We start from the raw sequence: 26,255 nt of genomic DNA, 5'->3' as shown, positions 1-26,255 counted from the left end.
GCACACCCGACGCTGGGGCGCTCCCGGGCGGATCGCCGAAGGGCGGGCAGGTGGCTTGGTGTCGGCCGTGCTGGCACTGCTCGCCGGGCTCATCATCGCGATCTACTGGGGACCGGCCCTCCCCGCCCACGCCGCCGCTGTTCAGGCGACCGTCGGCGCCGGCGCTGGGCAGGCTGGCGCGGCCGGACCCGTTCATCCGCTGGGGAACTTCACCGTCAACCACTACCACGGGCTCCGGCTCTTCCCCGACCGCATCGAGGACACCGCGATCGTCGACTCCGCCGAGATCCCCACCCTCCAAGAGCGCGGCACCGTCGACACCGACCACAACGCGGCGATCAGCGCCGCCGAGGCGGCCCGGTACGCCGCGCGGCAGTGCTCGGCACTCGCCGCGGCGGTCCCGCTCACCGCCAGCGGCAGCCCGGTCACTTTGCGGCCGGCCGGCTCCTCCTACACGCTGGCCACCGGGTCGGCGGGTCTGTCCACCAGCCGCCTGACCTGCCGGCTGGCAGGGCCGGCTGCGTTGAAGAGGGCCACCGAACTGCGCTTCGCCGACCACTTCCGCGACGACCGCATCGGCTGGCACGAGATCACCGCCACCGGCGACGGCGTGCGCATCGACCGCTCGCCCGTCCCCACGCGCAGCGTCAGCGACCAACTGCGCCACTACCCCGGCGACCTGCTCACCTCACCCCTGGACATCCGCACCGCGACACTGCATGTCCGCCCCGGCATCGGGTCGACGACCACCCGGCTGCCCGGCCTGCCCTCGGCCGGAATCTTCACCAAGGCCCTCGGCCACCTCACCGGCTACTTCAACTCCCTGGTAGGCGCTGAGCGGCTCACCTTCGGCGTCGGGCTGCTGGCCGTGCTGCTCGCGGTCGTCCTGGGCGCGGGACACGCCGCGCTGCCCGGCCACGGCAAGACGGTCATGGCCGCCTACATCGCCGGGCAACGAGGCCGCCCCCGCGACGCCTTCATCGTCGGCGTCACCGTCACCCTCACCCACACCGCGGGCGTCCTGATCCTGGGACTGGTGCTGTCGGCCTCGGCGACCCTGGCAGGTGAATCGCTGCTGGCCTACCTCGGGGTCTTCAGCGGCCTGACGGTCGCAGCCATCGGCACCGGCCTGCTCCGCTCAGCCTGGCGCTCACACCGCGACAACACCACCCCCAGCCCCGAACACGGCCACGGCCACGGGCACGGGCACGGGCACGGGCACGGGCATGGGCACGGGCACGGGCATGGGCACGGGCACGGGCATGGGCACGGGCACGGGCACGGGCATGGGCACGGGCATGGGCATGGAGCCAGAGGGGCTCGTTTGGGAAGGGCGGGGCTGATCGGGCTCGGGTTTTCAGGAGGGCTGGTTCCCAGCCCTTCCGCGCTCGTAGTGCTCCTGGGGGCGATCGCGCTCGGCCGGACGGTGTTCGGTGCCGGGCTGGTGTTGGCTTACGGCCTGGGCATGGCCGCCACGCTCACGCTCGCGGGCCTCGCGCTGGTGCGGATGGAGAGCGTTCTGGCGAAGATCCCCCTCACCGGGCGCGCGATCCACCTCAGCCGGTTCACCCCTCTGGCCACCGCCGCCCTGGTCATCGTGGTCGGCCTCGGACTGGCCCTGCGCAGCCTCAACGGCTCGGTCTAGAGCGGCTCCAATGAACTCATCCCCGCTCGGCCCGGCCCGCGACGGCGGCTTCTGGTTGCTCGGGCTGCGCCGCCCCGACGAGCGGCTGCTGCTGGGCGTCCCGATGTCGCGGCCCGACACCGGAACGCTCCAGCTCGCCCGGCTGCACGCCGCCGGGCTGCGGGTGGCGCGGATGCCGGAGCTGACCGACGCAGGCACCCCGCCCGACGCCGAGGCGGTCGCGGCGGCAGCGCTTGGCGGTCGGTCCGGCGAGGTCATGCGGGCCCTGAGGGCCAGGGGCGTCCGGGCATGATCGGCGAACTGTACGAGGAGGCGCTGCGCGGCCGCGCGGCGGTAGAGATCGAGCACGCCGACGGCCGCCGCCGCCCGCTGCCGCTGCGAGACTGGCTGGCGCTGCGTGGCGGCGACACCGGCCTGCTGGACCGCTGCCAGGGCGCCACCCTTGACGTCGGATCCGGGCCCGGCCGGCTCACGGTCGCGCTCGCGCGGCGCGGGATCCCGGTGCTGGGCATCGACGTGGCGCCCCGCGCGGTCGCGCTGACCATCGCCGCGGGCGGCCCGGCGCTGTGCCGCGACGTATTCGGGCGGGTGCCGGGTACCGGGCGGTGGCGCACGGTGCTGCTGGCCGACGGCAACATCGGCATCGGCGGCGCCCCCGCCCGGCTGCTGCGCCGCGTCCTGGCGCTGCTGGGCCCCGGCGGGCAAGTGCTGATGGAGGTCGACCCGCCCGGCGCGGTGTCGCTGACCGAGCCGCTGCGGCTGCGCTCAGGCGGCGCGGTCGGCGAATGGTTCCCCTGGGCGCACGTGTCCGCCGACGGTGCCGCCGCGCTGGCCGCCGAATGCGCGGCCGACGTCGGCGAACTGTGGGAGGAGGCCGACCGATGGTTCGTCACCCTCAACTCCTGACAAGACTTTCGCCCGGAACCGAACAAACAACCGGCCACCGAGGCCCTGTCACCCCCGCACGGTCCCATACCGACGCTCGTTTCCCGAGCATGACCTGAGTTACCGGCACCGACTGAGTCCCTGCCCGGTCGACGCGGAGACTCGGCGGATACGCCCAAGAGGAGGGCCCGGCAGTTTTAGATCTAGAGGGCGCGGCGCCTTGGCGCAGAGAATTGATCAAAGACGCTGTCGGTTACAACACAGGCAGACCAGAGAGAGAACGTTCCCAATCATCGAGATCATCACTACGGTCGAGGACCCGGTCGATACCGGAGAGCACTTCCTCTATCACGCCGGGCGGCACGACGCTTCCCGCGCCGATTGCCGCGATCAACTGGAGTGCGGCGCGCCTTTTCACATCGTCGTCCCAGAGGTCGAGGGCAGGCACTTTCACGGTACCCGCGAGCGCCGTAGCCGCATCATGACCGTCCGTGTCCTGGGGCGAGGCGGGGAACAGGGCGTCCGGGTCCATGCCGAACGCGGCGGCGTAGGCGTGCGCCCATTCGCGCGGGAAATGCTTGCCCTTCTCGTGGTCGAGGATCTGGCGCGCGAGGTTGGCGACCGAGCCCTGACGCAACCCGGCGGCCTGCATCAGGCGCCGGGCCATCTCATGCTTGCCCCATCCGCGGGCCTCGCGTTCGGCCTGGATGCGGACGGCCCATGCCGGGCGGGGCTGCTCGCTGGTCATCGTCGTGCCACCTCGCGCTCTGACCGGGGAACCCGGAGACGGGGGCCTCTCCGGGGCTTCTCCGCCATTCTCCACTGCCGTCACGAGGCGTGACGGCGATTCACTGTACGAAGCGGGACGCGCGCCGGGCCTTGGCGACCGGGGCGGTGGTCGGGTGACCGGCGCGCGCCCCGTCCCCTGGAGACGAGGCGGCCCCGGCGCGGCGATTGCGGCGCCGGCCGGGGCCTGACCAGGAATGAGGTCCTGGCTGTGGCGAATCGTACGATCTCTGGCGACCCTCTCGCGGCGCTTGCGGCACATCTGTCGGCGCACCGGCTGACGGTGGAGCTGACATCGCGCGGGCTGAAGGTCGCGAATCCGAACGTTCCGGGCTGTTGCGCCGAGGCTCGGCACGCGTCCGACCTGATCACCTGCCGCGCGCGGAGTGAAGACTTCGGGAACGCGTGGTTCTGGACGTCGTGGGGCGAGCCGATCGCGCGCGCCGACCGCATCACGGACGCGGCCGTCGTCATCCGCGGCTACCTGGCGGGAGCCGGACGGTGACGGCGCCGTGGGCGGCCGTCGAACTCGACCCCGAGCGGGTGGCGGCGGAGCTGGCGCGCAGGTTCCCCGGGGTGTCGGCATGGTGGGGCGAGTTCACCGGCCGGTGGTGGGCCTTCGCCCGTGACCGGGCGGGCCGCGATCGGCTCGTCGAGGCGGCGACTCCGGTGGCGCTGGCGCAACTGCTGCACGAGATCGGGGCGGGGCGGCGTCCGCAAGTGCCGGTCCGGCGTGCCGATGTGGCGGCTTGTCGACATGTGGGCCGGGCCGAGTCGCGGCGCCGGCGTCCGCGTCGCGGCGGATGGTTCCGCAGGGTGCTCGCCTTCTAGACCGGGGCGATGGTGCGGGGTGGCCCCCGGCCCCGCACCATCGCTCCTTCCGTCAGGACAGGGGCTCGTCCGCGGCCGACAGGTGCGGGACGGGGACGGTGCCCATGCGGCCGGCCTGGAAGTCCTCGAACGCCTGGACGATCTCGTCGCGGGTGTTCATGACGAACGGGCCGTAGCGGGCGACGGGCTCGCGGATCGGGAGGCCGCCGAGGATCAGGATCTCCCAGCCGTTCGCGCTGGCCAGGGGCTGCGTGTCGGCGGCGCGGACGACCAGGCCGTCCTGCTCGCCATGGTGGTGCGAGCCCGCGAAGACCGCGAGCTGCCCCTCGTCCAGGCCGATCTCCTCGACGCTGGCGGTGCCGCGTCCGGACAGGACGTAGACCATCGCGTTGAAGTCCCGCGGCCACGGCAGCGTGAGGCGGGCGCCCGGCGCGACGGTGGCGTGCAGGTAGTTGATCGGCGTGTAGGTGACGCCCGGCCCGTCGTGCCCGGCGAGGGAACCGGCGATCACCCGGACGAGCGAGGAGCCGTCGTCGGCGGCGAGCAGCTTGACGTCGCGGGCCTCGATGTCCTGGTAGCGCGGCTGCACCCACTTCTGCGCGCGCGGCAGGTTCACCCAGAGCTGGACGCCGTGGAACAGCCCGCCCTTGGCGACCAGTTCCGGCGGCGGCTGCTCGATGTGCTGGATGCCGGACGCGGCCGTCATCCACTGGGTGGCGCCGTCGGCGATGAGGCCGCCGCCGCCCGTGGTGTCCTGGTGCTGGAACGCGCCGTCGATGATGTAGGTGACGGTCTCGAACCCGCGGTGCGGGTGCCACGGGGTACCTTTCGCCTCGCCCGGCGCGTACTCGACGGCGCCCATGTGGTCGAGGAGCAGGAACGGGTCGGCCAGGGACAGGTCGATGCCCGGGAACGGGCGCCGGACCTCGAAGCCCTCGCCCTCCAGGTGGCGCTTCGCGGTCACGATCCTCGCGACGCGGCGCCAGTCGGTGCCGGCGTCCGGCAGCAGCGGCAGCCGGGGCAGGGTCAGCGGGTCGGCCATCACGGCTGGCATGGGGTCCTCCGTCGGTCGGGGCCCGTCCGGGGCCGGGCGGGCGCTGCCTCCCCTACAAGTTAGTTGATGCTTCAACTATTCCCCCACTATACTGCTCCGTATGAGCGAACCACGCTGGCTCGATGCCGCCCAGCAGCGCGACTGGCGGGCGTACGTGGACGGCAGCGTCCGGCTCACCGAGATCATGGACCGCGACCTGAAGACCAAGCACGGGCTGTCGGTGTCGGAGTACGAGATCCTGGTCCGGCTGTCGGAGGCGCCCGGGCACCGGCTGCGGATGGCCGAGCTCGCCGAGAACGCCAGCCAGTCGCGCAGCCGGCTGTCGCACACCTGCTCCCGGCTGGAGTCCAAGGGCCTGGTCAAGCGGGACAACTGCGGCACCGACAAGCGCGGCGTCTACGCGCAGCTCACCGACGACGGCTTCGCGGCGCTGGAGCGCGCCGCCCGCGACCACGTCGAGGTCGTCCGCGAGTACCTGATCGACGTGATCGAGCCCGAGGACCTGGAGGCCATCGGACGCGCCTTCGGCGCCGTCCTCAAACGGCTCGGCGCGACCTGACCGGCGGCTACCGCGACCTGACCGGCGCCTAGAGGGTGACCGTCACGCCGGTCAGGAACCCCACCGACACCAGGGTGAGGAAGACCCACGCCAGCATCATCCCCGCGCCGAACGGCCGCCACCGGCCGCCGACCTTCCACACCAGCAGCCCGCCCAGCCCGAACGCCAGCACCAGCAGCGTGACGAACTGCGGCAGCAGGCTCGGCCGCCGGCTCGTCATCAGCGGCGCGTACATCATCACGAAGTCGACGAACACGAACAGGCCGAACCCCGCCGCGATCGCCCCGACCTCCCGGCCGTTCAGCGACCGGGTGCGCTCGGCGATGTCGAGCGCCCGCTCCGAGCGCAGCCGCAGCCGCGGGCGCACCGGCCCCGGCTCCTCCTGGACGCTCTGCGCCACGGCGAAGATCTCGTCCTCGAGGCTCGGAAAGTCCCTTTCCTGCGGATCCGCCATCCCGGCTCCCTGGGGGCCGGCGGATGCCGGGCGACATGCCCGGCGAGATAGGCGACGTTCGCGGCCCGTCCGCCCCGGCCCCTTTCCGGCGGACGCGCCGTCAAACGCACCGTAGCGAATCCGAGGTCCAACGCGAAGGCCACGCGACGTGCCATCCTGCAAAGATGCCAGCCAGAGGGCCACTCCGCAGTGCGGCGTTCGCCGCCGTGTTCATCGCCGTGTCGGCCGCCGCGACCGGATGCGGCAACGGATCCGACGACGGGGGCAAGCCCGGAACGGCGACGCCCGCCACGCCGCCGACCGCGTCCGGGACCGGGACCGGCTCGGCGTCGCCGTCCGCGAAGCCGACGAGCCAGAAGTTCCAGGCGAAGATCGGGAAGGTCACCGCCGGGGACCTGAAGTACTCCTGGCACAAGGGCTGCCCGGTGGCGCCGTCCGGCCTCCGCATGATCGACATGACGTACTGGGGCATGGACCACCGGCCGCACGACAACGGGCAGCTCGTCGTCAACGCCAAGGCCGCCGACGACCTCGTCAAGGTGTTCCGCAAGCTGTACGCCATGCGCTACCCGATCCGGCGGATGGAGCCGGTCGACAAGTACAAGGGCAGCGACTTCGCCTCGATCGAGGCCGGCAACACCTCGGCGTTCAACTGCCGCAACGCCACCGGGTCCAGCTCGTTCTCCCAGCACGCCTTCGGCCTCGCCGTCGACCTCAACACCTGCGAGAACCCGTACGTGTACGCCGACGGGCACGTCGCCCACAAGGACTGCAAGAAGTACGCCAACCGCAAGAGCAAGGCACCCGGCGTCATCCACGCGGGCGACCGGGTGGTGAAGGCGTTCGCCTCGATCGGCTGGGGCTGGGGCGGCGAGTGGAGCGGCGCTCGCGACTACCAGCACTTCAGCAGCAACGGCCGCTGACCCCGCCCCGGCTTACCGGCCCGCGAGCTCGCGCAGCGCGCGCTCCGACGCCGAGCCCGGCTCGGCGGCGAACAGCTCCAGCCCGCAGCACGCCGGCGCGTCCGGCAGCGCGACGAGCTCGCCGTGCAGGGTCAGCTCGCCCGCGACCGGGTGGTGCAGCACGTACGTCCGGGACCGCGCCTGCGCCACGGGGTACTCGGCCCACATCCGCGCGAAGTCCTCGCTGAGGCCGCGCATGTGGTCGATGTGCACCGCGAGCGCGGCGTCCCCACGAAACCGGCCGAGCAGGACGCGCAGATGCGCGACGTGCCCGCGCGCCGCCCGCTCCCAACCGGCGCGGTGCAGCGCTCGCCGGTGCGGGTCGGCGAACAGCAGATGCGACAGCGTGCGGCGGTCGCCCGGCAGCGCGGCGAAGTCGCCGAACACCGCCGCGGCGAGCCGGTTCCAGCCGACGATCTGGGTGTGCCGCCCGACCACCAGCGCCGGCGTCAGCACGAACGACCCCAGCAGGCGGCGCAGGCCGTCCGGCGTCTCGGGCGGCGTCGCGCCGTCCGGGCACGGCGCGGGCCGCCGCGCGATCCGGCGCAGGTAGGCCAGCTCGTCGGCGTCCAGGCGCAGGGCCGCGCCGACGGCGTTCAGGATCTCGTCGGAGACGGCGTCGCCCCTGCCCTGTTCCAGGCGCGTGTAGTGGGCGATGCTCACGCCCGCCAGCCGCGCCAGCTCCTCGCGCCTCAAGCCCACGACCCGGCGCACCCCGCCGCCCCCGCGCACCCCGCCGCCGTCGTGCAGGCCGACGTCCTCCGGGCGCAGGCGGGCGCGGCGCGACTTGAGGAAGCCGCTCAGCTCGGCCCGGTCGTCCACGCCGCCAACCCTACGTCCCGGCCCGCCGGGTGATCACCCCGTGAGTAGGCAGAACGGGGACCTGGCTGGACGTCCGGCGCCGGACGCAGGCTGTCACGCGAACCCCATGCGAACGGAGACAAGCCATGCCCGGAACCCTGGGACTGATCGGCAGCGGAATGATCGGCTCTTCCGTCGCCCGCCGACGCCCTGACCGGCAAGACGGTGTTCGACACCGCCAACTACTACCCCGAGCGAGACGGGCGCCTGCCCGAACTCGACGCGGACGAGCTCACCTCAAGCGCCCTTCTGCAGCGCCGCCTTCCCCGCTCGCGCGTGGTGAAGGCGTTCAACAACATCACCCCGCACCAGCTGGTCACGCTCGCCCGGCCCGCCGGCGCACCGGACCGCAACGCCCTGCCCATCGCGGGCGACGACGCCGACGCCAAGGCCGAGGCCGCCGGGCTGCTGGACGTCCTCGGTCACGACACCGTGGACATCGGCACGCTCGCCGACAGCTGGCGCAGCGAACCGGACACACCGGTGTACATCCGGCCGTACCTGGGAGAGGTCCCCGCCCTCAACGTCGAGGACTTCCTCCGCTGGACCATCGGGACGCCCGGCATCGCGGTCCCCGCGGCCCGGGTCGGCGAACTCGCCGAGGCCGCGGTCCGCCGCCCGGCCAGCGAGGCCAGACTCCCGAGCAGGGACTGAGGGTTGGGGGGAGCAAGAGGTTTGCGAACGTCCCGCCAAGCGGCCTACGGCGTCCCTGAGGGACGTGGCCGGAGGGGACGTGGTCACCCGGTCGAGCCCGCGCACGGGGGTGGACGCGCCGTCGCGTCCGCGCGGGCGGCTGCCCGGGTGTCAGACCATCATGAGCGCGATCACGCCGACCACGACGATGACCGCGACGACGGCGAGGCCGACGACGAGGGCCATGTTCGGGCCGGTCTTCTCCGCCGGTGCCCGGTTGGCGAAGTTCTGAAACTGGTGGGTGGTACCTGCCGGATCATTCGGTGTCTGTGACATGCCGAAGAGAGTAACGGATGCCTTCCGCCCGATTAGGGCGCTTTCCACGGAGCCCGCCACGTTGCGATCGCGAGCGAAGCCAGGTTCGAGCGAAGCGAGAACCTGATCGCGCAGCGAGCCCCCAGGGCGAGTCGGAGCGATGCAGCGATCGCACTTTGCCCGCCGAAGGGAGGGCGTCCAACGCCCGACCGCCAAGGGCAAAGAAATAAGTACAGCGGAGAGTGTGGGATTCGAACCCACGAGGACTGTCCCCAGCCCTGGGCGCTTTCAAGGCGCCTGCACTAGTCCACTATGCGAACTCTCCCCGGCCACGCCACGCCCGGGTGGCCACGGCCAACGATAGCGGTCCTACTCGGCGGCCTCGACCGCATATCCGGGGATGGACGGCCAGCGGACCGTCATCACGACGGACTCCTCCTCGGCGTGCCAGGAGTGGTCGACGCCGCGTCCCCAGACCACGTAGTCGCCGGGTTCGGCCAGCAGCACGTCGCGGTCGGGGAACTCCAGCCGGAACCGGCCGCTGATCAGCACGAGCAGCGCGGTGCGCTTCTCGCCGCTGGTCCAGCTCGCGCGCCGTTCGTCCTTGGGGTGGACGCCCCATTTGATCTCGACGTCCTCGCTGTGCCGCAGGTCGCCGGGCGGTTTGAAGTGCCCCAGCAGCCAGCCGCGGTCGGCGGCGGCGTCCGCGGCGGCCTTGCCCACGTACACGCCCTGGTCGTCGTCCTCCACGGGAGGCGACTCTAGTGGCGCGGGTGCGCGGACGAGGTCAGGAGGGACGGTCGGGGCGCGGGTAGGCGAAGCCGTCGCCGACGATGGCGGCGAGGTTGAGGTAGGCCTCGCGGGTCACCTGGGCGAGCTGCTCCAGTTCGACCTCGGCGCCCTCTTCCAGGTGGTCGTCGTAGGGGATGCGGACGACCGCGCGGCAGCGGCTCTCGAAGTGCGCCTGCAGCTTGTCCAGGTCGACCTGGCTGCGGGTCCGGTTGCGGACCATCGACAGCACCACGACGCCGTTGCGGACGAGGTGGCCGTGGTCGTGCGCCTCCAGCCAGTCGAGGGTCGCGCTCGCCGAGCGGGCGCCGTCCACCGACGGGGAGCTGACCAGGACGAGCTGGTCGGCGAGGCTCAGCACGCCGGCCATCGCCGAGTGCAGCAGGCCCGTCCCGCAGTCGGTGATGCAGACCGAGTAGTACTGCTCCAGGACGACGGCGACGGCCGCGTAGTCCTCGGCGCTGAACGCCTCGCTGACCGCGGGGTCGCGGTCGGAGGCGAGGACCTCCAGGCGCGCCGGGTTCTGCGAGGTGAACGCGCGGACGTCGGCGTACCGGTGGATCCGGTCGCGGCTGTTGAGCAGGTCGCGGACGGTCGCGGCGGTCTCCAGCCGCACCTTGTCCGACAGCGTGCCGCGGTCGGGGTTGGCGTCCACCGCGATCACCCGGTCGCCGCGCAGCGACCCGAGCATCGAGCCGAGCCCGGTCGTGGTGGTGGTCTTGCCGACGCCGCCCTTCAGCGACATCACCGCGACGCGGTGGTGCCCGTTCGTGACGGGGGTGCGGGCCCGCGCGATCAGGTCCTTGCGGCGCAGCTCGCTCTGCGACTCGCCCGGGTGGACGCTGCCGCCGGTGGCCTTGTAGACGGCGCGCCGCCAGCCCGACGACGGCGCGATGCGGCGCTCGCCGAGCAGGTTCTCGGAGCTGAGGCTCTCGGAGCTCTTCGGGTCGGGCTGCGGCTGCTGCTGGGGCTGCTGCGGCTGCCCCGGGTACTGCTGCTGGTTGGGCGGCACCTGCTGGTACGGCCCGGGCTGGGACGGGCCCTGCTGCGGGTAGGCGTAGCCCTGCTGCGGCGGTCCGACGTCGCTGTTGGGCGGCATCTGCGCGTACGGCTGCCCGGTGCTGGGGTCGACGGCGTACGGCTGCCCCGTGCTCGGGTCGACCGGATAGGTCTGGCCGGTGTTCGGGTCGACCATGTAGGGACGGCCCGTGTTCGGGTCGACTGGATAGGGCTGGCCGGTGTTGGGGTCGACCGGGTACGGCTGGCCGCCGCCCTGGTTCGGCGGGTAGGGCTGGCCGGTGGTCGGGTCGACCGCGTACGGCTGGCCGTTCACGTTCGGGTCCTGCGCGTATGGCTGGCCGTTGGGGTCTTGCGGGAAAGGCTGCGCGTTCGGGTCCTGCGGGAACGGCTGCGCGTTGGGGTCCTGCGGGAAGGGCTGGGCGCCGTGGGGGTCGGCCGGGAAGGGCTGGGCGCCGCCCTGCTCGGCCGGGTACGGCGGCTGCGCCGCGTTGGGGTCGTGCGGCGGGAACGGCTGGTCGGGCAGGTACGGCGGGAGCTGGTCGAGCGGCGGCGCGCCCTGCCCGTTGCCCGCGTCGTACGGCGGCTGCTGCTGCGGCGCCGGCCCGGTCTCCCAGGGCTGCTTCTGGTCGAACGGCTGGTACGCGGCGGCGTACGGGGGAGGCAGCATGCCGCCCTCGAACGGCTGCGGCATGGGACCGCCGTCGTAGGGCGGGAGGTTCTGCGCCGGGCCGGGCGGGGGCGGCGGCGGGCCGAACCCCTCGGGACCGAAGTTCTCCGGGGCGAAGTTCTCCGGGGCGAAGTTCTCCGGGCCCGGGATCGGGGGCGGCGAGGCCAGCCACGGGTTGGCGTTCGGGTCGTGCGCGGGCTGCGGCGCCTGCTCGCCCGGCGCGCCCTCCGGCCGCCCGGCGGCCTCGGGCGGCCCCTGCCGCTCGGGCTGAGCCGGCTGCGCCGCGGGCGCCTGCTCGCCCTCGGCGGCGGGCGGCGGGACGGCGGCGGACGGCCCCGTCGTCTCGCCGCTCATCGCGTCAAGAGAGGCGAGCCGCTCCTCCAGGGAACGCCCGTCGTGCTCGTTCCTCGCCACCGTTTCTCCCCTCGGGCACACCTCTGATGAATCATTACGGAGCAGGAGGGCAAATCGGCCCCCACGCAGGATACCCGCGCGTCAATACCACGCATCCCCGCGGAAGATCCACTTTGCCCCCGGCGGGGGCGGTCGGGCGGCGCGGCGGCGGCGCCCGACCGCCGCCCGGTAGCGTGACCGGTATGCATGCGATCGTGATTCGCGAGCCGGGGGACGCCGAGGTCCTGGAATGGACGCGGGTGCCCGATCCGGAGCCGGGGCCGGGCGAGGTGCTGGTCGAGGTGGCGGCGAGCGCGGTGAACCGCGCGGACGTCATGCAGCGGATGGGCTTCTACGACCCGCCGGAGGGCGCCCCGCCGTATCCGGGCCTGGAGGTGTCGGGGCGGATCGCGGCGCTCGGCGACGGCGTGACGGGCTTCGCCGTGGGCGACGAGGTGTGCGCGCTGCTCGCCGGCGGCGGCTACGCCGAGCTGGTCGCGGTGCCCGCCTCGCAGGTGCTGCCCGTCCCGCGCGGCGTCGACCTCGTGGACGCGGCCGGCCTGCCCGAAGTCGCCTGCACCGTCTGGTCGAACATCTGGATGCACGCCGGGCTGCGCGCCGGCGAGACGCTCCTGGTGCACGGCGGCGGCAGCGGCATCGGCACGCACGCGATCCAGCTCGCCAAGGCCAAGGGCGCCAAGGTGGCGTGCACCGTCGGCAGCGAGGAGAAGGCGGCCCGCTGCCGCGAGCTGGGCGCCGACATCGTGATCAACTACCGCGAGGACGACTTCGTCGACAGCGGCCCGTACGACGTCGTCCTGGACCTGATCGGCGCCAAGTACCTCGAACGGAACGTGCGCGCCCTCGCCACCGGCGGGCGGCTGATGGTCATCGGGCTGCAGGGCGGCGCCAAGGCGGAGCTCGACATCGGCGCGCTGCTGCGCAAGAGGGCGCTCGTGCACGCAACGGCGCTGCGGTCCCGTCCGTTGGAGGAGAAGGCGGAGATCGTCGCGGCCGTCCGCGAGCACGTCTGGCCGCTGCTGGAGTCGGGGGACGTCGCGCCGGTCGTCGACCGGCGCGTCCCGATGGCCGACGCCGCGCAGGCGCACCGGCTGATGGAGCAGAGCGGGCACGTCGGCAAGATCCTGCTCACCGTGTGAGGATGAGGGAGTTATGAGCGAGCCTTCGAAGAACCAGTCGGAACAGGAACCGCACGTCCTCGTGGTGGGGCCGAACGGCATCGCGCTGGAGGGCGCGGGCGACGGCGGCGAGTCCGAGGGCAAGTCGATCACCGAGATGGTCGAGCAGCCCGCGAAGGTGATGCGGATCGGCGGGATGATCCGCCAGCTGCTGGACGAGGTCAAGGCCGCCCCGCTGGACGAGGCGAGCCGGGCCCGGCTGCGGGAGATCCACAAGTCGTCCATCAAGGAGCTGGAGGACGGCCTGGCCCCCGAGCTGGTCGAGGAGCTGGAGCGGCTGTCGCTGCCGTTCGCCGACGAGTCCGTGCCGAGCGAGGCGGAGCTGCGGATCGCGCAGGCGCAGCTGGTCGGCTGGCTGGAGGGGCTGTTCCACGGCATCCAGACGACGCTCTTCGCCCAGCAGATGGCGGCGCGCGCCCAGCTGGAGCAGATGCGCCGCGCGCTGCCCGCCGGGATGATGCCGCAGGGCATGGACCAGCAGGACGAGCCCGGCCCCCGATCGTCCGGCCCCTACCTGTAGAGCGTTTCCGCGGCGGCGGCCGCACCCCTCACCGGGGGTGCGGCCGTCGTCACGGGAACAGGCGTTCCAGCACCTGCGCGACGCCGTCGTCGTCGTTGCGGGACGTGGTGTGCGTGACGGCGGCCAGCACGAGCGGGTGCGCGTTCGCGACCCCGTACGAGGTGCCCGCCCAGGCGAGCATGGGCAGGTCGTTGGGCATGTCGCCGAACGCGGTGACGTCGGCGGCGCCGAGGCCGTGCTCGGCGCACAGCGCTTCGAGGGCGCTGGCCTTGGTGACGCCGTGCGCGCTGATCTCCAGCAGCCCGCGCCCGGACGAGTGGGTCACGGTCACCAGGTCGCCGACGGCCTTCTCCGCCCGCGCGGCGAGCTCGTCGGGGTCGGCGTCGGGGTGGAAGGCGAGCAGCTTGGTGCTCGGGAAGGCGACGAGTTCGGCGTCGTCGACGGGCCGTCCGCCGAGCGCCTCGGCGTCCCAGCCGGACAGGTCGTAGCTGCGCTCGAACACGAACCCGGTCGGGTACTCCGCGGCGAAGCGGAACGCGGGCGAGACGCCGCGCAGCCGCTCGACGGCCTCGGCGAGCACGCCCGGCTCGATCTGCCGGGCGTGCACCACGGTCTCGGTGTGCAGGTCGTAGACGAGGGCGCCGTTCGCGCAGATGGCGAGGCCGCGGTGGCCGACGGCGGTGGCGATCTCCGCCATCCAGCGCGGGGGGCGGCCGGTGACCATGACGAGCATCGCGCCGGCGCGCTCGACGCGCGCGAGGGCGGCGACGGTGCGCGCGGAGATGGTCCCGTCGGAGCGCACGATCGTGCCGTCGAGGTCGGTGGCGATCACGCGCGGCGTGGGTTCGGACATGTCACCTTCCAGTGCGACTGTGACTCACCTTAGGCGACGGGTCCGACGGCCGATCCGCCCGGTTGGCCCCTGCTGCTCCGGTTCGCGGGCCGTTCGCGTCCTGTTCGCGCCACGCCCCTTCCGTCCCGTCCGCCCCCCACCTAGGGTGCAATCACCCGAATCTTCTTCACGTTCTCTCTCCCCCGCGTGCGGAAGGCACTGCCCATGACCCGCAGAACCCCCCGTCTGGTGTCGGCCGCCCTCGCGGGCACCGTCGCGCTGGCCCCGTTCACCCTCCCGGCCCCCGCGTCGGCGGCCCCCGCGACCGCCGCCCGGACCACCGCCTCGACCGTCCGCGACGTCAAGGTGGACGGCGCCGTCAACGTCCGCGACATCGGCGGCTACGCCGCCCGGGACGGACGCCGCGTCCGCTACGGGGCCGTCTACCGGTCCGCGTCGCTCAGCAAGGTCACCGCGACCGGCGTCGCGCAGCTCCAGCGGCTCGGGCTTTCGGCCTCCGTCGACTTCCGCTCGCAGCTCGAGGTCGGCCTGTCCGGCGCCGACCGGCTGCCCGCCGGCGTCACCCCCGTCGCCGCGAACATCAACGCGTTCTCCCCGACGCTGCTGACGATGGCGCCGGAACTGCTCAAGGCGATCCTCGCGCAGGACAAGCCCGGCGAGTTCATGGCGCTGTCGTACCGCGGGTTCATCCACGACCCCGACTCGCGCAAGCAGTTCGCGGCGGCGCTGAAGCGCGTCGCGTCCGCCCGCGGCCCCGTCCTCTACCACTGCACCGAGGGCAAGGACCGCACCGGCGTCATGACCGCGATCCTGCTCACCGTCCTCGGCGTCGGCAAGGCCCAGGTGTACGGCGACTACCTGCGCTCCAACCAGGAACTCGCCGGCCGGAACGCCGCCGAGCTCGCCGAGCTGGAGAAGCTCGGCATCGACCCGGCGCTCGTCGAGCCGTTCCTGACCGTCCGCGCGTCCTACCTCGACGCCGCCTTCGACCAGATCAAGAAGGACTTCGGGACGTTCGACGCGTTCCTCACCAAGGGCCTCGGCATCGACGCCGCCACCCAGGCCGCCCTCCGCAAGCAACTGCTCCGCTAATAAGAAAGGGCCCGTCCGTTGCGGACGGGCCCTTCCACTCCATTCAGCGCTTGACCGGCTCCAGGACCTCCAGGCCCAGGAACTTCTGCAGCGCCTCCGGGACGCGCACCGAACCGTCCGCCTGCTGGTGGTTCTCCAGGATCGCGACCATCCAGCGCGTCGTCGCGAGTGTCCCGTTCAGCGTCGCGACCGGCTGGTTCTTGCCGTCGGCGTCCTTGTACCGCACCGCCAGGCGCCGCGCCTGGAACTCGGTGCAGTTCGACGTCGACGTGACCTCGCGGTAGGTGTTCTGCGTCGGCACCCACGCCTCGCAGTCGTACTTGCGCGCCGCGCTCGCACCGAGGTCGCCCGCCGCCGTGTCGATCACCCGGTACGGGAGCTCGCACTTGGCGAGCATCTCCTTCTCCCACTCCAGCAGCCGCAGATGCTCGGCATGCGCGTCCGCCGGGTCGCAGTAGGAGAACATCTCCACCTTGTCGAACTGGTGGACGCGGATGATGCCGCGCGTGTCCTTGCCGTACGAGCCGGCCTCGCGGCGGAAGCACGACGACCACGCCACGTACCGCCGCGGCAGCTCGTCGATGATCTCGTTCATGTGGTACGCGGCGAGCGGCACCTCGGAGGTGCCCACCAGGTACAGCTCCTCCTGCGGGAGCTGGTACACCTCCGCGGCGTGCGCGCCGAGGAACCCGGTGCCCTCCATCGCCTCCGGCTTCACCAGCACCGGCGGGTACATCGGCACGAACCCGGCGGCGACCGCCTGCTCCATCGCCAGGTTCAGCAGCGCGTACTGCAGCCGCGCGCCCACCCCGGTCAGGTAGTAGAACCGCGCGCCCGACACCTTCGCGCCGCGCTCCATGTCGATCGCGCCGAGGCCCTCGCCCAGCTCCAGGTGGTCCTTCGGCTCGAAGTCGAACGCCGTGGGCTCGCCGACGTGCTCCAGGACGACGTAGTCCTGCTCGCCGCCGGGCGGGACGCCGTCCTCGATGAGGTTCGGGACGCCCTTCAGCGCCGCGTCCAGCTCCTCGCCGAGCCGGTCGGCCTCCGCCTCGCGGTCCTTGACCTGCTGCGCCAGCTCCTTCGCGCGGGCCAGCAGGGCCTGCCGCTCCTCGCCCTGCGCCCGCGACACCGACTTGCCGAAACTCTTCTGCTCGGCGCGCAGCTGCTCGAACGAGGTCAGCGCGGAGCGCCGCCTCCCGTCCAGGTCCAGCAGCCGGTCGACGACGGCGTCATCCTCACCGCGGGCGCGCTGCGAGGCGCGCAGCCGCTCGGGATCCTCTCGAAGAGCTCGCAGGTCAATCACAGACCCGAGGCTACCGGCCCGGGCCCCTCCGGCGCGCGCGAGTATCGCGGTCCGCCCGGCGCCGCGCGCCTACGCGGGCCAGGCGCCGCGCGCCTACGCGGGTCGGCTGCCGGGCGTCTGCCCGGGTCAGTGCCGGGCGCTGGCCAGCAGGGCGTGCGCGGGCAGCGCCACCTGGCCGTCCAGGTCCGGATCCGAGCCCGCGGGCAACGCGTACTCCGCGACGAGCCGGTCGTACTCCGCCTTGATCCGCGCGATGGTCTTCTCGTCCTGCCGGCTGACGGCGACGCCGTTGCTGCCGACCGCCGAGAGCGCGCCCGTCTCCCACCACTCCTCAGGGTCGACGACGTGCTCCCAGGTCACCTCCTCGACCGCGACGTCGGCGAAGCCCGCCTCCGTCACCAGCCGCCGGAACGCCATCGCCTCGCCGTACTCCATGAACGGCGACGGCGGGATGTCGTCCGGCCACGGCACCCCGGCCGCGTCGATCGCCTCCCGCACCACCGCGAGCGCGCCGATGCCCGGCATCACCCAGCAGCTCAGCGCCAGCCGCCCCTCCGGCCGCAGCACCCGCCGCAGCTCGGCGAGCGCCGCGCCCGGCTCACCGACATGGTTGATCACGAAGTTGCCGACGACCGCGTCGAACGTGCCGTCCTGGAACGGCACCTCCGGCAGCACCGCCACCTGCACGTCCAGCCCCGGCACGTTCCGCCGGGCCGCCTCCGCCATGTCCGGGTCGGCGTCCAGCGCGGACACCTCCGCGCCCCGCCGCACCGCCTCCGCGGCCACGAAGCCCGGCCCGGTCCCCACCTCGAGCACCCGGGTCCCGGCCGCGACGCCCGCGGCGTCCAGCAGGGGCCCGACCATGTACCGCGTGAGCCGGGCGAACCCCCGCTCGTACGCGGGGGCCCGCCCGGCCCACAGCTCGCGCTCGTAAAGATCGAAGTCGACCACGAGGGCAGCGTACGCTAACGCACGTCCACGTAGTCGTCCCGGAACGCCTTCACGTACGCGGACGAGCCGCCGTAGTAGGCGCGCCAGGTGCCGTCCTTGGACGCCTTGAACCCCTTCCGGAACCGCCCGAGCCCGTCGGCCGTGGCAGCGCCCAGATACGTCCACGTGGACGCCCCCTTGGCCCGGAAGTAGAACGACACCTTCTGCTTACCGAAGCTCGTCCACTGGTTCGGCTTGGGCTCCCGGTAGAGCGCGCCGACGATGGTGACCGTACGGCCCTTGACCACAGGCTCAGGACTCGCGTTGAAATCGGCGATCTCCGTGCGGTACCGGACGTCCACGTAGTCGGCCGGGCCGGTGGACGGCAAGGAGGCGAACCCGTCGTCGCGCACGACGGCCCGCCAGTACCCGTCCCGCGCCGCACGCGTCGGGATCGCGAACCGGCCCGCTCCGTCGAGGACCCCCGCCACGACGTCGCTCCACGTCTTCTGGTCGGTGGAGAACTGCAGCTCCACGAGGGCGCTATCGGCCGCGACCCATCGGCCGTCCGCCAGCCTGCGCAGGACCTGGCCGGTCGCCGTCATCGTGTCGCCTCTGCCGACCGGCTCGGGACCGGCGTCGAAGCCGCTGATGGACGTCCGGTAGGCGATCTGGACGACGCTGGTGTCATCGGACGACTGCAGGTAGTCGGCGTAGTCGCCAGGGAGATGGACCGGATCGCCCGCGAAGGAGACATTCCAGGCGCCGTCATCGGTCACCGGGACCGTCGCACTGTAGACGCCGTTCGCGTCCGTCTTCGGCGAGGCGACCGTGTGCCAGTCACCGCCGACCGCCTTGTCGAACTGCAGGTCGACCTGCTTGCCCGCCAACGGCGCCCACGCGCCGGCCCGGTCCTGCCGTTCGAGCTTCCCGGTGATCGTCGCCTTCTCACCCGCGATGAGCCGTCCCTTGATCGCCAGGCTGATCCGGGTGCGGAGCCGCTGCTTGGAGATCGCCGTCGCCGCGCTCCGCGCCGGCCGGTGCAGGAAGTCGCCCGGGTACGACACGACGACGTCACCGGACGCGGTGAAGGCGGCGGTCCCCTCGGCGCGCCCGTCCGCGTCGGTGACCGCCGTGACGCTCTGCCCGTCCGGCTGGTCGACGTGCAGCCGGGCCCCCGCGACGGGCGTCTGTGCGCCGTCGGGGTTCCTGGCGAGCAGCCGGGCGCGGAAGGTCACCTGCGGATGGTCGACGTCCACCGTGGTCGGCGACACCGCCACGTCCGCGAGCTCCGTGTCCAGCCCGTTGTCGATCACGGCCCGCCCAGGCAGGTTCCGCGTCATGGCGGCGTTCGTGAGCTCGACGTCCACCGTCCAGCGGCCCTGCGCCACCGTCACCGCGGACTTCGTCCGCCACACGCCGTCCTTGGCGGTGCCGCCGACCAGCTCGAAGTCGTCCACCGGAACGGTCTCAGGCCCGCCGCCAAGCGTCCGCAGGTCGGCGCGCACCTTCGTGATGTCGCTCTGCGAAACGGCGGCCACCTCGATCTGCGTGGTCGCCCCCGGCGACAACAGCCGAACCGACCGGATGTTCGGGGAGTCCGCCGCATTCGCGGACGGCACCACGACAAGCACCGCGACCGTTACCAGTCCCGTGAAGAGCGCCAGCAAACGGCGCATCCGAATCTTCATCGCACATCCACGTAGTCGCTGGGCTTGTTCGACGCGAGGTAGTTCGCGCTGCCGTCGCAGGCGGCCATCCACGTCCCGTCCTGGGACGCCTTGAAGCTCTCGCTGAACCACCCGCTGGGCGGTGGCCAGGAGGGACGACGTTCGGCGCAAGGAAGGGCCTCTCCGCGGGCGTTCAGGAAACGATCAGGAGACGTCCAAGATCCACTAGCGGTTGTCGCTCGGGAAAAGACTGCTGATCACATTTCGGTCACCTCGGTGTGCGTGACGCGGGTCACTCGCGACGTTGTTATGCGCGGGCGGCCCGCGGTGTCTCATGTGCGAACCCATTTCGATGGAGGAGGCGGACATGAAGGTCGTCGTTGCAGGTGCTGGATACGCAGGGACGCTCGCGGCGAACCGGCTGGCGAAGAAGGTGCCCGGCGCGGAGATCACGGTGGTCAACCCGCGGGCCGACTTCGTTGAGCGGGTGCGGCTGCACCAGCAGCTGGCCGGGACGGGGAAGGCTGCGACGCCGCTCGCGCAGGTGCTGCGCGACGGCGTCCGCTCGCGGCGGGCGGCGGTCGAGAAGATCGGCGACGGCAGCGTTGTTCTCGACGGCGGCGAGACCCTGGACTTCGACTACCTGGTCCTGGCCGTCGGGAGCACGCTGTCGCCGCTGCCCGGCACCGTCCCGGTCGGGACGTGGGAGGGGGCCGAGCAGGCCCGCGCGGCGCTGGCGGAGCTGGCCGCGGGCGGGACGGTGACCGTCGTCGGCGCCGGGCCGACCGGCATCGAGACCGCCGCCGAGGTCGCCTACGCCCGTCCCGACCTGGAGGTCCGGCTCGTCGGACGGGACTTCGCGGCCTCCCTGTCGCCGGGGGCCCGCCGTCGGGTGCGCGCCGGCCTGGAACGATTGAAGGTGTCGGTGCTGGAGGACGGAGTGGACGAGGTGGAGGCCGGTGCGGTGCTGCTGCGGTCCGGAGAGCGGCTCGCCTCCGACGTCACCCTGTGGGCCGTGATCGGCGGCGTCCCCGACCTGGCGGCGCGCAGCGGCCTGAAGGTCGACGAGCGGGGCCGCGCCGTCGTGGACGAGTACCTGCGCAGCGTGAGCGACCCGCGGATCCTCGCGGTCGGCGACTGCGCCGCCGTCCCCGGCTCCCGCATGTCCTGCCAGACCGCCGAGCCGCAGGGCGTGCACGCGGCCGACACGCTGGCCCGGCTGGCGAAGGGCCGCCCGCTCAGGCCCTACTCGGTCGAGTACGTCGCCACGTGCGTCAGCCTCGGCCGCCGCGACGGCGTGATCCAGCTGTCCCGCCGGGACGACAGCCCGCGGCGGCAGTACCTCGCCGGCCGTCCCGGCGCCGCGACCAAGGAGCTGGTGGTCCGCAGCGCCGGATGGAGCGCCCGCACCGGGATCGGCGCCACCGGCCTCCCCGGATCGAAGGACGGGAAGGGCAAGTGAGCGACCCCACCGCCGATCCGGCGACGGAGGCCTTCGTCCGCCACCGCAACCTGCTCTTCACCGTCGCGTACGAGATGCTCGGCTCCGCGGCCGACGCCGAGGACGTGCTCCAGGAGACCTGGTTGCGGTGGGTCCGGGTCGACCGGGCGGAGGTCCGCGACGAGCGCGCCTACCTGGTGCGGATCACGACCCGGCAGGCGCTCAACCGGCTGCGGACGATGACGCGGCGCAAGGAGGCCTACGTCGGCCCCTGGCTGCCCGAGCCGCTGCTCACCACGCCGGACGTGGCGGAGGACGTCGATCTCGCCGAGAGCATGTCGATGGCGCTGATGCTCGTCCTGGAGACGCTGTCGCCGACCGAACGCGCCGTCTTCGTGCTGCGCGAGGCGTTCGACGTGAGCTACGAGGAGATCGCGGAGGCGGTCGGCAAGAGCCCGGCGGCCGTCCGGCAGATCGCCTACCGCGCCCGCCGGCACGTCGACGCCCGGCGGCCCCGCGAGACGGTGTCGGCGAGCGAGACCCGGGCCGTCCTGGAGTCGTTCCGCCGCGCCCTCGACACCGGCGACCTGCAGGGCCTGCTCGACGTACTCGCCCCTGAGATCGTCCTGGTGAGCGACGGCGGCGGCGTGAAGCAGGCCGCGCTGCGGCCGATCAACGGCGCCGGCAAGGTGGCCCGCTACATCATCGGCGGCACCGGCAAGACCCGGGCCACGATCACCACCCACCCGACCGTGGTCAACGGCAACCCGGCGCTGCTCATGCGGGTCGACGGCGAGCTCGACGGCGTCATGGCGATCCGCGTCGAGGACGCCCGCATCACCGGCCTCTACTACGTCCGCAACCCCGAGAAACTGACCCGCATCGAATCCGAAACCCCGATCACCCTGCGCTGAACACCCCTACAACACATCCCGCACCGGATGCCGACGAGAACGCCGGGCCTCCCACCCGGCGAGCTCCCGCCGCTTCCACCCCACGCTCGAATGCCCGGCGAGGAAGGCCCAGTAGCGCACCATGACCTCGCTCGCGTCGGCCAGCGGGTAGTGCCCCACCAGGCCAGCATGTCGAGCAACCAGTCACCGCCGGTCTGGACGTCACCGACCAGAAACGCCCCAAGCGCGGTCTCAGCCTCATCAGTGAAGTCATAATCCGGCACCCCATGCCCACCGCTAAAAAACGAAATCATCGGCAGCCCGATCGAATCACAGATGGCCTCGGCACGGATGCCGACGTCCCTTCGTGGCCTCCCACTGGTCCACTTCCGATCGGACCGTGTCGCGCGCAAGAAAGTCCAGGTAGTCGACAGTCACGTCGTGTGCATCGTCCAGCCCATAGCGGAAAGTCCACTCGTCATCGTAGAGATCCGTCAACTCGAACCCGTTCTTCGTGATCACACCGGCGCAGGAGTTGCCGAGCCATTCGTCTTCGTCGGAAGTGCCGGTTCGAACGTCTTCGAGCATGCTGAGGAGGTCCAGGCACCAACGTGTCGAGTTGCCCACGTCGCTCACGAGGAGCGAGGCGATGGACGCATACGACTCGCTCGACGGCCGCCCGTCCGGCGCCCCCAGCTCATCCCGAAAGAACTCGACCCTGCGTCCTGTCACGACGCCCCTTGCGGAGTCAGAAGAAGGTGCCGCGGTAGGGGTGGGGGCGGTTCCAGGTTTCTTCCCAGCGCAACAGGTCGGCTTGCCATTCAGGCAGGTCCGGCCGGTAGCCGCGGACGAGTTGCGGGTTGTCGGGGATGGAGGCGAGGAATTTCCAGTACTCCTCTACCACCTCTTTCATGTCGGCGACGGAGTACTCGCCTTTTTCGTGGGGTACCCAGAGGTTCTGGATGCGGACGCCCGACGGAGAGAAGTCGACCTCGTAGTTCTCGCTGCTCCATGGCTCGAAGGGCGCCCGCCCCGCAACGATGTCGTGCACCATGGCCAACGCATCGAGGCACGTCTTCTTATAGATCGAGATATCGGTCGTTATCCACGCCCCCAGGGCCTGGTACTTTCCGTCCTCGGCCTGGTAGATCGGCAATCTGTACTCGTCGAGCGAGAACGTCATAATGGTCACGAAGCGGCCCCCATCCGTTACGGCACGATCGGCCAACCGTGGGTATATCCACCTTGACCATCGTAGAACCCTTCGATCGTCACCCCATCATAGGTGCCGCGCCACTTGTTGGTGCCCGGGACCGGAGTGCCCTTGTGGAATGCTCCGGCGATCGCGGCGTCGACCTTCTGCGGTGGCCAGTGGTCGGGGAAGAACGAACTCTCGCCGCCGTTACCGGCCTTGTTCTTCCAGCCGGGCGGGTTGGTCGTGTGGTCCCAGAACTGCGGCTGGCCGCGGTAGGCGCCCGTCGCGGGATCCTTGGTGACCGAGGTTCCCGGCTTGAGGCGGCGGCCGGGCCAGTCCTTGCCGCCCGGCCGGTAGTGGTATCCGGATCCGCTGGGGAGTCCGGGTCTCTCGTGCCCCTTGAACACGTGATCCCTGAAGTGGGGGTTCATTCGTCCGCGACGGTTCCGGCGGTTGGCTCTGCGGAGGAACTTGATCGCCTCGCCCATCAGGCCGGCGGTGGCCTTGCCCTTGCCCTTAGCCATTGAGGATCGCGTCTATGGCGAGGTTGATGAGCTGGTCGATGAGGGCGCCGGTGATCTCCTTGAAAATGGGGATCTCGGCGAGGGAGGCGCCGAAGGTCTCCGGGGCGGTGGCGATGGCCTGGGCGATCTCGGCGGCGAGCAGGGCGAGCTGGACGATCGTGTTGATCTTCAGGCCGAGGACGATGCCGCCGCAGACCATCAGGCCCGCGCCGATGATCTGGGCGGCGGTGCGGGCGTCCTCCAGGTTGGCGTGCGGGGCGTCGCCCTGCGTCCAGGAGTCCTTGAAGGCCTGGACGCCGTCGGCCTCGTGGGTCGTCCAGACCTGCTGGGCGTGGCCGTGGGCGTCGGCGACCGGCTGGCCGAGGGTGCCGGCGAACCGGAGCCAGGCGGCGCCCATCTCCATGAGCTTGGTCTCGTCCGCCTCGGGCCAGCTGTAGCCGAGCATCGACAGCAGCGAGCGCAGCTCGCCGGGGAGTTGCAGGCCCATCAGAGGACGTCGTTGACGCGGTTGACCTCGATGGCGGAGGTGTCCTCGGCCTCGCGGTAGCCGGCGGCCATCGTCTGGACGCCGTCGCCGTGCTCCGCGACGCCCTCGATGTTGTCGTCCAGGCAGTCCTGGAACACCTCGAGGACGGCCTGGTAGCAGCCGCCGATGATCGAGCCGATGTCGTCCTCGCCCCAGGGCTGCCCGTAGGAGGACAGCTCTCCCTGGAACTGCTGCCAGTGGGAGCGCAGGTCGGTGGCCGCGTTCCCGATGTCGCGGCCGCTCTTGAGCATCTGCTCGTGGTCGACCTTCAGTTCCGGCGCCATGCGGCCTCCCGCTACTTCGGCTGGACGTCGCTCATCAGGGACTGCAAAGACGTGACGTATCTGCCGAGTTCGCGTAGGCCGGCGTCCTGGGCGGCGCGGACGTTCTCGGTGAACTCCGCGGACGGGGCGGCGGACCGGCGGGCCTCGGTCTCGGCGCGGGCGAGGGCGTCGTTGACCGCGGCGCGGGCGCCGTCGGCGATGTCGGCGGCGCTCAGGCCGTACTCCCAGACCAGCCGGACGACGTGGCCCGACGAGGACGCCTTCGCGTACAGCTGGTCGTCCACCGCCCACGCCTCGCCCTCGGCGGTGCCGTGGGCGCCGCCGCCGGCGGCGGCGAGCGCGGCGCGGGTGCGGGCGAACATGTCCTCGAAGTCGGGCGGCTCGAAGGTGCCGCGCATGACGGCCCGCTCGTTGATCTGCGCGACGGCGTCGCCGAGCGCGCCGGTGATCCGCCGCATGCCGGCCTGGCCCTCGTCGAGGACGGTGCCGAGCTTCGCGCGGATCGCGTTCAGGTCGACCGGCGGGACGTCCCGCGCCTCGGGCGGGGCCGGACGGGCCCGGTCGAGCGCCGCGTTGATCACGGCGGTGAGCTCGGCGGCGAGGTCGTCGGCGTCGAGCCGCAGGAGGCGGGGGTCCAGCTCGATCGCGGTCACGCGGCGGGCGGCGGCGATCACGCGGACGCGGTCGTCCTCGGAGACCGCGTGGCCGGGGGCGTGCTCGCCGGGCGGCGGGACGGCCGGTGCCGCCCGCAGGTCCGCCAGCTTCGCGCGCGCCCGCCCGATCCGCTCGTCCATGACGCCGTCCGTCCCCCGGATGACACGATCAACGGGCGATGACCATAGCAGTCAAATCGGCATTAAAGGAATGGCTTTTCCGCGCATCAGGCGGTGGCCGGAGACGGTTATACCGAAACGGCTATTCGGGCGGTCCGGAAATGCGGGGAGAGGGTCAGGAGTGGCCGGTGCGGATGGTGCTGAGCCAGGCGGCGGCCTCGGTGAAGTCGTTGTCGTGCGTGCCGCGGCGGATCTCCGGACGGACCTGGTCGGCGCGCGGGTAGGAGCCGACGAAGCGCACGTCGGCGCAGATGCGGCGCAGCCCCATCAGGGCCTCGCCGACGCGGGCGTCGTCGACGTGGCCTTCGAGGTCCATCCAGAACAGGTAGGAGCCGAGGCCGGCGCCGGTCGGGCGGGACTGGATCAGCGACAGGTTGATGCCCCGGACGGAGAACTCGGTGAGGATCTCCAGCAGCGCGCCCGGGTGGTCCTCGCCGATGAACGCGACGACGCTGGTGCGGTCCATGCCGGTGGGGGGCGGCGGGACGCAGGGGCGGCGCAGCTGGACGAACCGGGTGACCGCGTCGGCGACGTCGTGGATGTCCTCGGCGAGGACGGCCAGGCCGTAGCGGGCGGCGGCGAACGACCCGGCGAGCGCGGCGTCGTAGTGGCCGTCGGCGACGTGCTGGGCGGCCTCGGCGTTGGACGTGGCGGCGCGCCACTCGGCGTCCGGGACGTTGGCCGCGAGCCAGCGGCGGCACTGCGGCTGCGCGATCGGGTGCGAGGCGACGGTCTTGATGTCGGCGAGGGACGTGCCGGGCCGGACCAGCAGCGCGAACGACACCGGCAGGTGGACCTCGGCGACGATCTGCAGCGGCTCGCCGGTGGCCAGCTCGTCCAGCGTGGTGGGGACGGAGCCCTCGACGGAGTTCTCCAGCGCGACGACGGCGGAGTCGGCGTCGCCGCGGCGCAGCGCGTCCAGGACGGCGGGCACGGTGGCGAGCGGGAGCTGCTCGGCCCCGGCCGCGCCGGGCAGGGACAGCAGCGCGGCCTCGGTGAACGTGCCCTGCGGACCCAGGTAGGCGTAGCGTGCGGGCCTGGTTTCTGCGGTCACGAAGATCCCCCGAGGGCGCGGTCCGGCGGGGCACCTGCTTCTGCGGTGCCGGAAGAGACGAGTGTACTTCCCGCCGCGTCAAGC

32 protein-coding genes and 1 tRNA gene are annotated in these 26,255 nt (G+C 72.1%); 13 read left to right on the top strand and 20 right to left on the bottom strand.

All coding sequences use genetic code 11. The features are described from left to right. Positions 1-58 precede the first annotated feature (58 nt). Genes QP089_RS21635 through QP089_RS21625 form a run of 3 tightly spaced genes read left to right on the top strand, consistent with a single transcriptional unit; the run spans position 59 to position 2,551 of the window. Positions 59-1,645, top strand: a complete 1,587-nt coding sequence (locus tag QP089_RS21635) for a nickel/cobalt transporter (RefSeq protein WP_285913540.1) — start codon at positions 59-61, stop codon at positions 1,643-1,645. Between the two features lie 10 nt (positions 1,646-1,655). After that, complete coding sequence (locus QP089_RS21630; RefSeq protein WP_285913539.1) at positions 1,656-1,937, top strand: DUF2064 domain-containing protein; 282 nt, start codon at positions 1,656-1,658, stop codon at positions 1,935-1,937. Then, entirely contained in the window at positions 1,934-2,551 is a 618-nt protein-coding gene (locus QP089_RS21625; protein WP_285913538.1) for a class I SAM-dependent methyltransferase, read from the top strand. Before QP089_RS21630 ends, QP089_RS21625 begins: the two co-directional genes overlap by 4 nt. A gap of 232 nt (positions 2,552-2,783) precedes the next feature. Here QP089_RS21625 and QP089_RS21620 read toward each other — a convergent pair whose 3' ends face one another. Then, positions 2,784-3,278 (bottom strand): helix-turn-helix domain-containing protein, encoded by a 495-nt coding sequence (locus tag QP089_RS21620; protein WP_285913537.1) that lies wholly within the window; start codon positions 3,276-3,278, stop codon positions 2,784-2,786. 321 nt (positions 3,279-3,599) lie between these two features. Here QP089_RS21620 and QP089_RS21615 point away from each other — a divergent pair, with 321 nt between their 5' ends. Both QP089_RS21615 and QP089_RS21610 read left to right on the top strand, forming a co-directional pair. Continuing rightward, positions 3,600-3,821: a hypothetical protein gene (locus QP089_RS21615; RefSeq protein ID WP_285913536.1), complete on the top strand. Its 222-nt coding sequence runs from the start codon at positions 3,600-3,602 to the stop codon at positions 3,819-3,821. Beyond that, positions 3,818-4,147: a hypothetical protein gene (locus tag QP089_RS21610; protein ID WP_285913535.1), complete on the top strand. Its 330-nt coding sequence runs from the start codon at positions 3,818-3,820 to the stop codon at positions 4,145-4,147. Before QP089_RS21615 ends, QP089_RS21610 begins: the two co-directional genes overlap by 4 nt. 52 nt (positions 4,148-4,199) lie before the next feature. On the opposite strand, the gene QP089_RS21605 is transcribed toward QP089_RS21610, so the two are convergent. After that, positions 4,200-5,201 carry a pirin family protein gene (locus QP089_RS21605; protein ID WP_285913534.1) on the bottom strand — a complete coding sequence of 334 codons (1,002 nt, stop codon included), beginning with the start codon at positions 5,199-5,201 and terminating at the stop codon, positions 4,200-4,202. Between the two features lie 100 nt (positions 5,202-5,301). Between QP089_RS21605 and QP089_RS21600 the strand changes: the two genes are divergently transcribed. Continuing rightward, positions 5,302-5,760 carry a MarR family winged helix-turn-helix transcriptional regulator gene (locus QP089_RS21600; RefSeq protein ID WP_285913533.1) on the top strand — a complete coding sequence of 153 codons (459 nt, stop codon included), beginning with the start codon at positions 5,302-5,304 and terminating at the stop codon, positions 5,758-5,760. Between the two features lie 28 nt (positions 5,761-5,788). On the opposite strand, the gene QP089_RS21595 is transcribed toward QP089_RS21600, so the two are convergent. Next, entirely contained in the window at positions 5,789-6,214 is a 426-nt protein-coding gene (locus QP089_RS21595; protein WP_285913532.1) for an MFS transporter, read from the bottom strand. 164 nt (positions 6,215-6,378) lie between these two features. Here QP089_RS21595 and QP089_RS21590 point away from each other — a divergent pair, with 164 nt between their 5' ends. Continuing rightward, positions 6,379-7,137: a M15 family metallopeptidase gene (locus QP089_RS21590; protein ID WP_285913531.1), complete on the top strand. Its 759-nt coding sequence runs from the start codon at positions 6,379-6,381 to the stop codon at positions 7,135-7,137. 12 nt (positions 7,138-7,149) lie between these two features. Here QP089_RS21590 and QP089_RS21585 read toward each other — a convergent pair whose 3' ends face one another. Further along, positions 7,150-7,998: a helix-turn-helix domain-containing protein gene (locus QP089_RS21585; RefSeq protein ID WP_285913530.1), complete on the bottom strand. Its 849-nt coding sequence runs from the start codon at positions 7,996-7,998 to the stop codon at positions 7,150-7,152. A 204-nt stretch (positions 7,999-8,202) separates the two neighbouring features. Here QP089_RS21585 and QP089_RS21580 point away from each other — a divergent pair, with 204 nt between their 5' ends. Further along, on the top strand, positions 8,203-8,691 hold the full coding sequence (locus QP089_RS21580) for an NADPH-dependent F420 reductase (protein WP_285913529.1): 489 nt from the start codon (positions 8,203-8,205) through the stop codon (positions 8,689-8,691). A gap of 150 nt (positions 8,692-8,841) precedes the next feature. Here QP089_RS21580 and QP089_RS21575 read toward each other — a convergent pair whose 3' ends face one another. The 4 genes from QP089_RS21575 to QP089_RS21560 form a co-directional block, all read right to left on the bottom strand. Continuing rightward, the gene (locus tag QP089_RS21575) at positions 8,842-9,006 is read right to left on the bottom strand and encodes a hypothetical protein (RefSeq protein ID WP_285913528.1); all 165 of its coding nucleotides are present in this window, start codon (positions 9,004-9,006) and stop codon (positions 8,842-8,844) included. Positions 9,007-9,221: 215 nt separating this feature from the next. Then, positions 9,222-9,310, bottom strand: a tRNA-Ser gene (locus QP089_RS21570). 44 nt (positions 9,311-9,354) lie between these two features. Continuing rightward, positions 9,355-9,735 carry a cupin domain-containing protein gene (locus tag QP089_RS21565; protein WP_285913526.1) on the bottom strand — a complete coding sequence of 127 codons (381 nt, stop codon included), beginning with the start codon at positions 9,733-9,735 and terminating at the stop codon, positions 9,355-9,357. Between the two features lie 37 nt (positions 9,736-9,772). Further along, positions 9,773-11,875 carry a MinD/ParA family ATP-binding protein gene (locus QP089_RS21560; protein WP_285913524.1) on the bottom strand — a complete coding sequence of 701 codons (2,103 nt, stop codon included), beginning with the start codon at positions 11,873-11,875 and terminating at the stop codon, positions 9,773-9,775. A gap of 182 nt (positions 11,876-12,057) precedes the next feature. Between QP089_RS21560 and QP089_RS21555 the strand changes: the two genes are divergently transcribed. Both QP089_RS21555 and QP089_RS21550 read left to right on the top strand, forming a co-directional pair. Beyond that, positions 12,058-13,014, top strand: coding sequence for an NAD(P)H-quinone oxidoreductase (locus tag QP089_RS21555; RefSeq protein WP_285913522.1), 957 nt, complete (start codon positions 12,058-12,060; stop codon positions 13,012-13,014). A gap of 13 nt (positions 13,015-13,027) precedes the next feature. Beyond that, positions 13,028-13,573, top strand: a complete 546-nt coding sequence (locus QP089_RS21550) for a bacterial proteasome activator family protein (RefSeq protein ID WP_285913521.1) — start codon at positions 13,028-13,030, stop codon at positions 13,571-13,573. A gap of 49 nt (positions 13,574-13,622) precedes the next feature. Here the strand turns inward: QP089_RS21550 and QP089_RS21545 are convergent, their stop codons facing one another. Further along, positions 13,623-14,426 carry an HAD family hydrolase gene (locus tag QP089_RS21545; RefSeq protein ID WP_285913520.1) on the bottom strand — a complete coding sequence of 268 codons (804 nt, stop codon included), beginning with the start codon at positions 14,424-14,426 and terminating at the stop codon, positions 13,623-13,625. Positions 14,427-14,630: 204 nt separating this feature from the next. On the opposite strand from QP089_RS21545, the gene QP089_RS21540 reads away from it, so the two are divergent. Further along, positions 14,631-15,518 (top strand): tyrosine-protein phosphatase, encoded by an 888-nt coding sequence (locus tag QP089_RS21540; protein WP_285913519.1) that lies wholly within the window; start codon positions 14,631-14,633, stop codon positions 15,516-15,518. Between the two features lie 43 nt (positions 15,519-15,561). On the opposite strand, the gene serS is transcribed toward QP089_RS21540, so the two are convergent. The 3 genes from serS to QP089_RS21525 form a co-directional block, all read right to left on the bottom strand. After that, the gene (gene serS / locus QP089_RS21535) at positions 15,562-16,821 is read right to left on the bottom strand and encodes a serine--tRNA ligase (protein ID WP_285913518.1); all 1,260 of its coding nucleotides are present in this window, start codon (positions 16,819-16,821) and stop codon (positions 15,562-15,564) included. A gap of 126 nt (positions 16,822-16,947) precedes the next feature. After that, positions 16,948-17,772, bottom strand: coding sequence for a class I SAM-dependent methyltransferase (locus QP089_RS21530; RefSeq protein ID WP_285913517.1), 825 nt, complete (start codon positions 17,770-17,772; stop codon positions 16,948-16,950). A gap of 14 nt (positions 17,773-17,786) precedes the next feature. Further along, on the bottom strand, positions 17,787-19,430 hold the full coding sequence (locus QP089_RS21525; protein ID WP_285913516.1) for a hypothetical protein: 1,644 nt from the start codon (positions 19,428-19,430) through the stop codon (positions 17,787-17,789). 358 nt (positions 19,431-19,788) lie between these two features. Between QP089_RS21525 and QP089_RS21520 the strand changes: the two genes are divergently transcribed. Together QP089_RS21520 and QP089_RS21515 are read left to right on the top strand one after the other, a co-directional pair. Continuing rightward, a complete protein-coding gene (locus QP089_RS21520; RefSeq protein WP_285913515.1) occupies positions 19,789-20,883 on the top strand; it encodes an NAD(P)/FAD-dependent oxidoreductase in 1,095 nt (364 codons plus the stop codon). Continuing rightward, positions 20,880-21,776: an RNA polymerase sigma-70 factor gene (locus QP089_RS21515; RefSeq protein ID WP_285913514.1), complete on the top strand. Its 897-nt coding sequence runs from the start codon at positions 20,880-20,882 to the stop codon at positions 21,774-21,776. Before QP089_RS21520 ends, QP089_RS21515 begins: the two co-directional genes overlap by 4 nt. 6 nt (positions 21,777-21,782) lie before the next feature. Here QP089_RS21515 and QP089_RS21510 read toward each other — a convergent pair whose 3' ends face one another. The 8 genes from QP089_RS21510 to pheA all read right to left on the bottom strand — a co-directional run bounded on the left by QP089_RS21510 (position 21,783) and on the right by pheA (position 26,171). Then, positions 21,783-21,935, bottom strand: a complete 153-nt coding sequence (locus tag QP089_RS21510; RefSeq protein WP_285913513.1) for a hypothetical protein — start codon at positions 21,933-21,935, stop codon at positions 21,783-21,785. 150 nt (positions 21,936-22,085) lie between these two features. Next, positions 22,086-22,487, bottom strand: coding sequence for a hypothetical protein (locus tag QP089_RS21505; protein WP_285913512.1), 402 nt, complete (start codon positions 22,485-22,487; stop codon positions 22,086-22,088). 16 nt (positions 22,488-22,503) lie between these two features. Further along, positions 22,504-22,947 (bottom strand): hypothetical protein, encoded by a 444-nt coding sequence (locus QP089_RS21500; RefSeq protein ID WP_285913511.1) that lies wholly within the window; start codon positions 22,945-22,947, stop codon positions 22,504-22,506. Positions 22,948-22,964: 17 nt separating this feature from the next. Next, a complete protein-coding gene (locus QP089_RS21495; RefSeq protein WP_285913510.1) occupies positions 22,965-23,474 on the bottom strand; it encodes an EndoU domain-containing protein in 510 nt (169 codons plus the stop codon). After that, positions 23,467-23,961 (bottom strand): WXG100-like domain-containing protein, encoded by a 495-nt coding sequence (locus QP089_RS21490; RefSeq protein ID WP_285913509.1) that lies wholly within the window; start codon positions 23,959-23,961, stop codon positions 23,467-23,469. Before QP089_RS21490 ends, QP089_RS21495 begins: the two co-directional genes overlap by 8 nt. After that, positions 23,961-24,284 carry a WXG100 family type VII secretion target gene (locus tag QP089_RS21485; RefSeq protein WP_285913508.1) on the bottom strand — a complete coding sequence of 108 codons (324 nt, stop codon included), beginning with the start codon at positions 24,282-24,284 and terminating at the stop codon, positions 23,961-23,963. Before QP089_RS21485 ends, QP089_RS21490 begins: the two co-directional genes overlap by 1 nt. Before the next feature lie 11 nt (positions 24,285-24,295). Continuing rightward, positions 24,296-25,078, bottom strand: coding sequence for a hypothetical protein (locus tag QP089_RS21480; RefSeq protein ID WP_285913507.1), 783 nt, complete (start codon positions 25,076-25,078; stop codon positions 24,296-24,298). 154 nt (positions 25,079-25,232) lie between these two features. Further along, a complete protein-coding gene (gene pheA / locus QP089_RS21475) occupies positions 25,233-26,171 on the bottom strand; it encodes a prephenate dehydratase (RefSeq protein ID WP_285913506.1) in 939 nt (312 codons plus the stop codon). Between the last annotated feature and the right edge of the window lie 84 nt (positions 26,172-26,255).

The sequence above is a fragment of the Actinomadura opuntiae genome (assembly GCF_030283205.1).
Taxonomy (GTDB): Bacteria; Actinomycetota; Actinomycetes; order Streptosporangiales; family Streptosporangiaceae; genus Spirillospora.
The sequence above is the reverse complement of the archived record's forward strand: the minus strand, read 5'-3'. Positions and strand labels throughout refer to the sequence as shown.